General features: G+C 53.1%; 7 protein-coding genes and 1 tRNA gene. 6 read left to right on the top strand and 2 right to left on the bottom strand.

The window, feature by feature from the left end:
* From PKH29_11885 to PKH29_11910, 6 genes are all read left to right on the top strand, one after another.
* Positions 1-617, top strand: a 617-nt coding sequence (locus PKH29_11885) for a hypothetical protein (GenBank protein HNX15538.1), incomplete at its 5' end; no start/stop codon positions are given.
* A 175-nt stretch (positions 618-792) separates the two neighbouring features.
* Positions 793-2,187 (top strand): hypothetical protein, encoded by a 1,395-nt coding sequence (locus PKH29_11890; GenBank protein HNX15539.1) that lies wholly within the window; start codon positions 793-795, stop codon positions 2,185-2,187.
* A 35-nt stretch (positions 2,188-2,222) separates the two neighbouring features.
* On the top strand, positions 2,223-3,344 hold the full coding sequence (locus tag PKH29_11895; GenBank protein ID HNX15540.1) for a hypothetical protein: 1,122 nt from the start codon (positions 2,223-2,225) through the stop codon (positions 3,342-3,344).
* 175 nt (positions 3,345-3,519) lie between these two features.
* Positions 3,520-4,299, top strand: a complete 780-nt coding sequence (locus tag PKH29_11900; protein ID HNX15541.1) for a hypothetical protein — start codon at positions 3,520-3,522, stop codon at positions 4,297-4,299.
* Between the two features lie 172 nt (positions 4,300-4,471).
* A complete protein-coding gene (locus PKH29_11905) occupies positions 4,472-5,815 on the top strand; it encodes an alpha-L-fucosidase (GenBank protein ID HNX15542.1) in 1,344 nt (447 codons plus the stop codon).
* A 54-nt stretch (positions 5,816-5,869) separates the two neighbouring features.
* Positions 5,870-7,204, top strand: a complete 1,335-nt coding sequence (locus PKH29_11910) for an alpha-L-fucosidase (GenBank protein HNX15543.1) — start codon at positions 5,870-5,872, stop codon at positions 7,202-7,204.
* A 36-nt stretch (positions 7,205-7,240) separates the two neighbouring features.
* Here the strand turns inward: PKH29_11910 and PKH29_11915 are convergent, their stop codons facing one another.
* Positions 7,241-7,591 (bottom strand): four helix bundle protein, encoded by a 351-nt coding sequence (locus PKH29_11915; GenBank protein HNX15544.1) that lies wholly within the window; start codon positions 7,589-7,591, stop codon positions 7,241-7,243.
* 242 nt (positions 7,592-7,833) lie between these two features.
* Positions 7,834-7,910, bottom strand: a tRNA-Arg gene (locus PKH29_11920).
* Positions 7,911-8,290 lie beyond the last annotated feature (380 nt).

Raw genomic sequence — 8,290 nt, forward strand, 5'->3', positions numbered from 1 at the left:
ACGAACTGCCGCTTTCGAAATACGGTGCCAACAACCGCACGTTTTATCAGGTTAAGGGATATGTGGCGGTTGAACCGGGCGAAGACCGCTATGTAGTGCTTTTGGAAAAAGTGATCGCATTGCGCGCGGCGGTTTCGGTGCTGATCTTGGCCGTTTTGGTCGTCGGAGTCGCACTGCTGGCAGGCGGTTTACGCAATCCGAACGCTCCGGCGAATACTTCAGCCGCATCGGCTGTCACACCGGAGTTGGAGTCGGGCGCCGTGGATTGGCAGGGCATTAAAGTTTCCGAACCCGACAATGCGCCCGCCGACGGCATTCGCATTCCGGGATACAAGAGTATTACCATTGAGGCGGACAAGACCGAGGTTTCGGTGAACTTGCAAAACCCCGAGCAAAACAACTGTTATTTTGTGATCCGGCTGGTGTTGCTCGACACGGGGGAGACGCTCTATGAGTCCAAGATGATCGAGCCGGGCAAGGGCCTTTACACCATCACGCTCACACGGGCGCTCAAAGCCGGAACCTATCCGGCGAAGCTGCAGTATGAGCCCTATGACAAAACGACCCTGACCCGGCTGAACGGCGCGGACATCAATCTGGAGCTCATCGCCGAATAAAAACCCGTCATCCGCAAAAAAAGAGGTGATTGAAAGGAAACACGCGGCGGCGCCGCCCCCTCCGCTTCGGGCGGCGTTTCTCCGAAACATATCATCCACCGCGCCGGAAAGGAATCCGGCACCGCCGGCAGCGGGATCCGCAGCCGGAAAAACAATCAGAAAAGAGGAAAATGTAATGAAAAAGTTTCTCGCAATCCTGACGGCAGCCCTGATGGTGCTCGTCCTGCTTCCGGCGTCCGTCTTCGCGGCGACCACGGTGAGCAGCGCAGCGGAACTGACGAGTGCGCTTACAACGGGCGGTGAAATTATACTTGGCGCTAATATTTCCGCCGGTGAAAAAGCGAACGGCAACTTTTTTACAGTTGCGTCCGGTAAAACCGTTACGTTGGACTTGAATGGGTTTACAATCAGCGGAACGCGCACGGGTCTCGGCAACACGGCAATCATTGAGAATACCGGAACCTTAACAATCAAGGACAGCAGTCCTGCAGGCACCGGAAAAATTACCATCACCGCGACGCAAAACGACAGTTGGAATTCCTATACTGCCTGTGTCAGCAATATGTGGGGTACGTTTACCCTCGAATCCGGAACCTTGCAAAACCTCGGCGGAACAGATATGGCTTATGCGGTAGACAACCTCAGCAATACTTCTACCACCGTAGTAACCCATTTTGCTATGACCGGAGGAACGCTGCGCAGTGAAAACTATATCGGGCTTCGCTTGTTTGCCAATTCGACAGGGTCCGATGTCTGCACGGCAACCATCAGCGGCGGTACAATATACGGATATAAGCGCGGCATCTGGATCCAGCAGCCTTTTCAAGGCAACGGCGAAGCGGTGCTGACGATTACCGGCGGAACAATCGAAGCGACAACACAATCTGCTATCATGGCGGATTTAGACGGTACCGACGGAGTTGATATCATTATCTCCGGAGGAACCCTGAAGAACCATTCCGACAACTATGCGACCATTTTGTTATCACTGGCTTGGGATAGGCCTGCTGGTGGCGGAAATGTCCAAATCAGCGGCGGACAATTCATAAATTCAGGTTTGGGCGGAAATCTTGAAGATGATACGACGACGGGTACAGTGATTCAGGTCTCGAAAGGACAATTTAACACTACTATTCCCGAAGAATTTATCGCCGCGGGTGCAAATGCGGGTGACATTGTTATCGGTGGAGGTACAGAAGTGACCTCGGGCGTCGATGACACCTACACCATCATCATTCCGGCGAAAGTCGACTTCGGCACGCTCGCCAGAGGCACGGGACTGAAAGAAGAGTCCTTCACCGTCAGCGCTGAAAACGTTGTCATCGGCCCAACCGCCAAAATCGACGTCAAAGTTACCAGTTCTTTCACGATGTTAAACGGAACAACTCCGCTGGCTTATAAGCTTTATAAATCAGGTTCGGTTCAAGTGGCATCCACAGAAACTTTTGCCTCCTTCGCCGCGGGCACGCTCGCCCAAAGCGAGGCGGGCAAGGTGACCGTCGATACCGCGAATATCCTTTATTCGGGCGATTACAGCGGCATCATGACGTTCGCGATCACACTGGGTTAAAGATCTTGAATATTAAAAGGAAAGAGGAAAATGTAATGAAAAAGTTTCTCGCGATTATGACGGCAGCACTGATGGTGCTCGTCCTGCTTCCGGCGTCCGTCTTCGCGGCGACGGTTGTCAATGTGAATGGCTCTTACACCTCAGTTGCTTCCAACACAATTTATCGAGGCAACAACGGTACGGATACTTTAAAAGATCAAGTAACCGTCTCACTAACAGGAGATTTGGTGCTCGATGGCTCGACCTTCGAAAACGGCGCCGAACTTTACGTCAATGCGGCAGGGCATAACGTTACCATAAAAAACTGCACTTTCACGGACACCTCGGGAACATACGAATATGCCTGCAGCATCTATAACGCCGCTGCCGTCGTCCTTGAAAACAACACCGTCAACGGAAGCTGGCGCGGGTTCAACGTGGTTGCCCAAACCGTACCCACCACTTTGAACGCCATCGGTAATAACATCACGCTCACACCGCTTACCGGAACCCTTATTGAGAAGAACGTGGGCATTCAGCTCGGCGGCCCCGGCTGGACAGCCGCAGGCATTACCATCAGCGGCAATACTTTTGCGAAAGCGAACATGGCGATCCGTCTGCATTATGGTTTTGCTTTTGCGTCAGGCCATGCAAATGACGTTATCGTTCTCGGAAAAAATACAGTGAACGAGTGCGCCAGCTTTGTCGGTTATGATATTGGAGATGGTTCTCCGACTGAGCCCGATACCCACAGAGACGAGCTTGGGGCTATCGTTGCAAATATCAATACGATTGCAACTTTGGGAAGCGCGGACACCGAAGTCACCGCCAACGCCGGCATCACCTATACGGTCATCATCCCGGCGAGCGTCGATTTCGGAACCATTTATAAATCCATGCCCGAACAGAGCAAAGCGTTCCCGATCACTGTTCAGGACGCGCTGCTTGAAGAAGGTAAAAAAATCACGGTTGTCAATGCCACCGCCACTATGGCAATGAAGGACAACAACGGCGCGGGCAGCAACTCCCTGGCGTTTGCGCTGAGCCAAAACACATTCGATTTTACGGCTGACGGCACTGCGAACGCAACTGTGAGCTGCACGCCCGCCGATCTGCAAAAAGCAGGTTCCTATAAGGGCACAATGACCTTCTCGGTCTCTTACCTGCCCGCTGCCTGATCGATCTTCCGCCTCACCGGGAGATCGGATCGCGTTTGCCGAAAGCCGGCTTAAGCCCCGTGAGGGCCGTCTGCGGCAGCCGCGGCTTTACGCCGGCTCTCGGCGAACCGAAAGAATACAAAAAAACCCGGAAAACCGGTGAATTGACGGTTTTTCGGCTGAAAGGGGGAATCGGGTGAAAAAGCGTTTGTCGGTCCTGCTCTTTTCACTTGTTTTGCTCTCATCCCTTGCGATTCCCGCCTTCGCGGCGGAAAATGCCGCGCCCGGCACAGTGATTCAGGCAAAGGCGCCGTCTGTCTATGTGATCTCGGCTCCCGTGGGAGCGACGGTCACCGCGCCGCAGAACCAATGCGGGCTGGGCTGCTTTCAGATCTGCGACCTTTTTCTGGAGGAAGGCGAGTGGCTCTCGGCGGCTCTGATCCCGGGCCCGCTGACCCATGACCCGAGCGGACATACGATGCCCTATCAGGTGCAGTGCAGCCTCCCGCCGGTCATCGGCATGAGCAATATCGGAGAGGCCTGTCAGGCAACCGCAATCGTCGACGCAAACGCGCTTGCCGACGCTTATCGCGGAACCTACCGGGCGGTTTTGACGTTCCGCGTCGTCTCCCATCCGGACGGTAAAATCGTCTGGCAGGGCACCTCGGTTCTGACGCTCGAGGTCCCTTACGGGGCCGAATGGGACGAACCCGAATCGACCGCGGCAGAGGCCTCGTCCGCGCCGCAGCCGGTCTCGCCGGGACCTTCTGTCCCGCCGGTGCCCTCGACCCCGTCAAAACCGAAGACGTCTTCCAAAACAACCCCGCCGCCGACGTCTTCTCAGGGTGAGCCCGGAAAGCCGCCCTATATGGGAGCCGCCGTCCGGTACGCGGGGCCGGCCGCGGCAGTGGCGCTGCTGATGACCGCCCTGATCGCGATCACGGCGGGAACGCGCAGAAAAAACAAGAATCGATAACCCATCCGGATAAAGCATAACGGCGCCGCTGCGAAAAACAGCGGCGCTGTCGGCTTTTTATTCATCGCTTTTTTCAGCTTTCACAAGCCGTTCGATTGACTTCCGAACCGGCGCGGCGTATAATCGAAAAAGATTTTTGGGATGAACCGGAAAACATGATTCGGAGGGTCTTATGGGCACGGAATGGTTTGAGAGCGCGAAACTCGGAATTTTCATCCACTGGGGGATCTATGCGGTCGAAGGGACGTCGGAGTCCTGGGCATTCGCCTCCGGCGGGATGAGTTACAACGATTATATGAAGCAAAAAAACGGGTTCACCGCGAAAAACTATGACCCGAAGGCATGGGCGGAACTGTTTCGAAAGGCGGGCGCGAAATATGCCGTTCTGACCTCCAAACACCATGACGGCGTCGCGCTGTTCGACACGAAATACAGCGAACTGAACGTCGTGAAAAGCACGCCCGCGAAAAGAGATCTGATCGGGCCTTACTGCGATGCCATGCGCGAGGCCGGACTGAAAGTCGGTCTTTATTTCACACATACCGACTGGTCGTCGGACGAGCATCTCTCGGTCATCTGCGATATGACGCCTGACGAGGTCCGGGCCGCGAGAGCAAAAGAGTTTTGCTTTACGGAACGGTGGAGAAACGTGCTGGCCCGTCCCGCTGAGGAGATTGACCAATCGCCGGAGCGCAGGCAATCCTGGGACAAATTCATGAAATTTTACTTCAGCCAGCTGAACGAAGTGGTCAATAATTACGGGCCGCTCGATGTGTTCTGGGGCGACGGCATGTTCGAAGTCAAGGGGTATGACTGGAACAAAGATAAAATCAGAGAGCTGATCAAGAAGGCAAACCCGGACACCATCATCTCCCGCCTGCCGGGATTCGACGATATCGCAACGCCCGAAGTGCGCGCCGTGTGCAGCCGCCCGGGCAAAGGCCCGTGGGAATACTGCACGCCGATCAACGGAAGCTGGGGCAACCGCCCAAGCGACACCAATTACAAATCTTATATTCAGGTCATCCGGCTCTTCTGCGACGTGATCGCGCTCGGGGGCAATCTGCTGCTCGACGTCGGCCCGCTCGAGGACGGCTCCATCGACAAGCGGCAGGAAGATGTGCTTCTCAAACTCGGGAAGTTTATCAAGACCAATGAGGAAGCCGTCTATGAGACCCGGCAGGGGCTGGACTGGCGTTTTTATAATCAGGGAAGCGTTTTGAGCCGGGACGGGAAGACCCTGTACTTATTCGTCCACGATATCCCGCGCGACGGCATCATGCTCAAAGGCGTCGACACGCCCTATCGACAGGCGACGGTCCTTTCGACCGGGCAGAAGCTCGAAATCCAGAAGTTTTTCAACGGCAATTACGGCTGTTACTGGCTGCATCTAAAGCCGCATATGGTCGATCCCGAGATGCCGGTCGTCGTGAAATTTGAATTTGAGGAACCGGTGAAGGCGGTCGACAAATGGGGCATTTTATGGGAAAATCAAGTACCGGCTGCGCCGAAATGAAGGTTCTCGCCGTTGGCGAGGAGTGATAACGACACCGTTTAGGGAGGGTTTTTGATGGGCATAGAATGGTTTGAAAGCGCGAAGCTCGGCATCTTCATCCACTGGGGGATCTACGCGGTGCAAGGCACTTCCGAGTCCTGGGAGTTCGCGGCCGGCGGCATGAGCCATACGGACTACATGAAACAGCTGAACGGGTTTACCGCGAAAAACTATGATCCGAAGGCATGGGCGGAGCTGTTTCGTAAAGCGGGCGCGAAATACGCGGTTCTGACCTCCAAACACTGCGACGGCGTCGCCTTGTTTGATACGAAATACAGCGATCTGAACGTCGTGAAAAGCACGCCCGCGAAAAGGGATCTGATCGGGCCTTACTGCGAGGCCATGCGCGAGGCCGGACTGAAGACCGGTTTATATTTCACGCATACCGACTGGTCGGACGACGACATGATGTCCGTGATTTGCGACATGACGCTCGATGAAGTCAAAGCCGCGAGAACGCAAAAGTTTGTTTTTTCAAAGCGATGGAATGAAGTGATGGCGCGCCCCATCGGGGAGATCGACCAATCACCGGAGCGCAAACGGTATTGGGAGAAGTTCTTAACCTTCTATATGAACCAACTGAACGAAGTGGTCAATCGGTTCGCGCCCCTTGACGTGTTCTGGGGCGACGCGATGTACGAAGTAAAAGGGTACGACTGGCACAAGGACAAGATCAGGGAAGTCATCAAGAAGGCAAACCCCGACACCATCATCTCGCGCCTTCCGAGCTTTGACGATATCGCCACGCCGGAGGTCCGTGCCGTGTGCAGCCGCCCGAGCAAAGGGCCGTGGGAATATTGCACCCCGATCAACAGCTGCTGGGGGTACCGGCCGGACAATACGAATTACAAATCGTACATACAAGTGATCCGGATCTTCTGCGACGTAATTTCGATGGGCGGCAATCTGCTGCTCGACGTCGGCCCGCTTGAGGACGGCACCATCGACAAACGGCAGGAAGAGGTTCTGCTGAAACTCGGAAAGTTTATCAAGACCAACGAGGAAGCCATCTATGAGACCCGTCAGGGGCTCGACTGGCGGTTTTACAATCAGGGTAGCGTCCTGAGCCAAGACGGGAAGACCCTGTATCTGTTCGTCCACGACATCCCGCGTGACGGGATCATGCTCAAAGGCGTTGATACACCTTATAAACAAGCGACGGTCCTTTCGACCGGGCAGAAGCTCGAGATCCAACGGTTCTTCAACGGCAATTACGGCTGTTACTGGCTGCATCTGAAGCCGCATATGGTCGACCCCGAAATGCCGGTCGTGGTGAAATTCGAATTTGAGGAACCGGTTAAGGCAGTTGATAAATGGGGCATTCTTTGGGAGAACGAGAAAAAGGCGTAGAGGTTGAGGTGAAGGAGGAGTAGTGAGCTGCAGAAATCACTTATTTTCTTTTGCTGTATTTATTGAAGCGATTAACATATATTTTATTTCATTCGCCAAAGAGAGGGGTTTTTGATAATCATACTCAAGCAAGTTTGTTCGTTCCAACAAGGTGAGCCAATAAATGCTCTCGCCGGTTTCTTTTAAAGCAATGTGAAGTTTGGAAATAAAATCTGCTTTGCTGTTGCCGTAGACTGCTTCATTGATGTTTGCACCGACGCTGGTCGCGCTGCGTAATAGCTGTTTGGCTATCGTGGTGTCTCGGCGTGTCTTTGAAAATGCTTCGTAAAACAATACGATTAGGACAGAAAAATCAAGAGATTTATCTAATAAAGGGTTGTTCAACATGGCCACCTCCAAGGAAAATTATAACATATTTACGAAATCATATCAACATGCATACTTTTTTACATCTCCGTTGAACGATTGATAAATAAGTTTGCGAAGCAAACACCGAAATTTTTTACTCTTCTCTTTTCTCTTTTCACTTCGAAAAGGCGTTGGTTTAGAGAAAAAAGAAGAACGAAAAATGAAAAGAGAAAAATACAGAACGAAAAGGCGCTCCGCATGCGCGAAACGCCTTTTCGTTCTGGCCTGCCCGATGGGATTCGAACCCATGGCCTTTGGAGTCGGAGTCCAACACTCTATCCAGCTGAGCTACGGGCAGACGCAAACGTCATTATAACATAACATTCCCCGGCATGCAACAATATAACGCCGGCATCATGCCGCGCAGCGCAAAAATCGCGTATCCGGCAAACTTTTTTATGGAATGATATTGCCATTTTTTCCGGTCATGATATAATGGGTTTCGAAGGGACACAGAATTCGGAAAAAAACAGATTGAAAGCGATGTTATTCCGTTTATTCGGGTTTCGTAAACGGCTCTCCGGAGGAATGGCCGCGCCCTTTGATGAGCGGGACCGGCGTTTCTCCCTTCGGCCGCAAATTGCTTACATTAAATAATTAAGAAAAAAATATTTTTGAGGTGGAATCATGGATTTTATCAGGGACAAAATCAAAGTGACCTGCGCGCAGCTGAAAAAA

This window comes from Oscillospiraceae bacterium (assembly GCA_035353335.1).
GTDB lineage: Bacteria > Bacillota > Clostridia > Oscillospirales > JAKOTC01 > DAOPZJ01.

Coding starts and splice junctions, on each gene's coding strand:
- PKH29_11890 (HNX15539.1), top strand. CDS start 793: ATGAAAAAGTTTCTCGCAATCCTGACGGCAGCCCTGATGGTGCTCGTC.
- PKH29_11895 (HNX15540.1), top strand. CDS start 2,223: ATGAAAAAGTTTCTCGCGATTATGACGGCAGCACTGATGGTGCTCGTC.
- PKH29_11905 (HNX15542.1), top strand. CDS start 4,472: ATGGGCACGGAATGGTTTGAGAGCGCGAAACTCGGAATTTTCATCCAC.
- PKH29_11910 (HNX15543.1), top strand. CDS start 5,870: ATGGGCATAGAATGGTTTGAAAGCGCGAAGCTCGGCATCTTCATCCAC.
- PKH29_11915 (HNX15544.1), bottom strand. CDS start 7,591: ATGTTGAACAACCCTTTATTAGATAAATCTCTTGATTTTTCTGTCCTA.